Raw genomic sequence first — 395 nt, 5'->3', positions numbered from 1 at the left:
TCGGACTCGACACGGCCGACCCGACAGTGGTCACCACTACTGCGTCTGCCGTTGCCCTTGTGCCGGCGACCACGCCGACGCTTCCCCCCGCCGGTCGAACGGACAGGACCTCCGCGGCCGAGAATGAAGTGAACGCCGCCCTGGTCACCCTCCGGCTCGCGAGGGAACGGCCCTATTACGACCGGGCCACCGACTCCGCCGCGCGCGACGCTTACTACGCGGGCATCAGCAGCGCCGACGGGGACACGCTACGGCGCGCGCTGGCCACCTTGCTGGAAGCGACCCACTCGCCCCGGCCCAGGTACAAGCCGATGCGCCACGTCTACCCATGGGCCGACCTGCAAAAGGAAGGCCGACTGCGAAGCATCTAATCCGGAAAGGACTTCTAAGCGGAG

Annotated in this window: 1 pseudogene; it reads left to right on the top strand. The window is 68.1% G+C overall.

The features are described from left to right. Positions 1-371, top strand: a pseudogene (locus tag TN53_RS42750) (endonuclease I); the annotation flags it as partial. Positions 372-395: the final 24 nt, after the last annotated feature.

The organism is Streptomyces sp. WM6386 (assembly GCF_000972385.1).
Lineage (GTDB): Bacteria > Actinomycetota > Actinomycetes > Streptomycetales > Streptomycetaceae > Streptomyces.
Note: the sequence above shows the minus strand (reverse complement) of the source record. Positions and strands in the feature narration are given on the sequence as shown.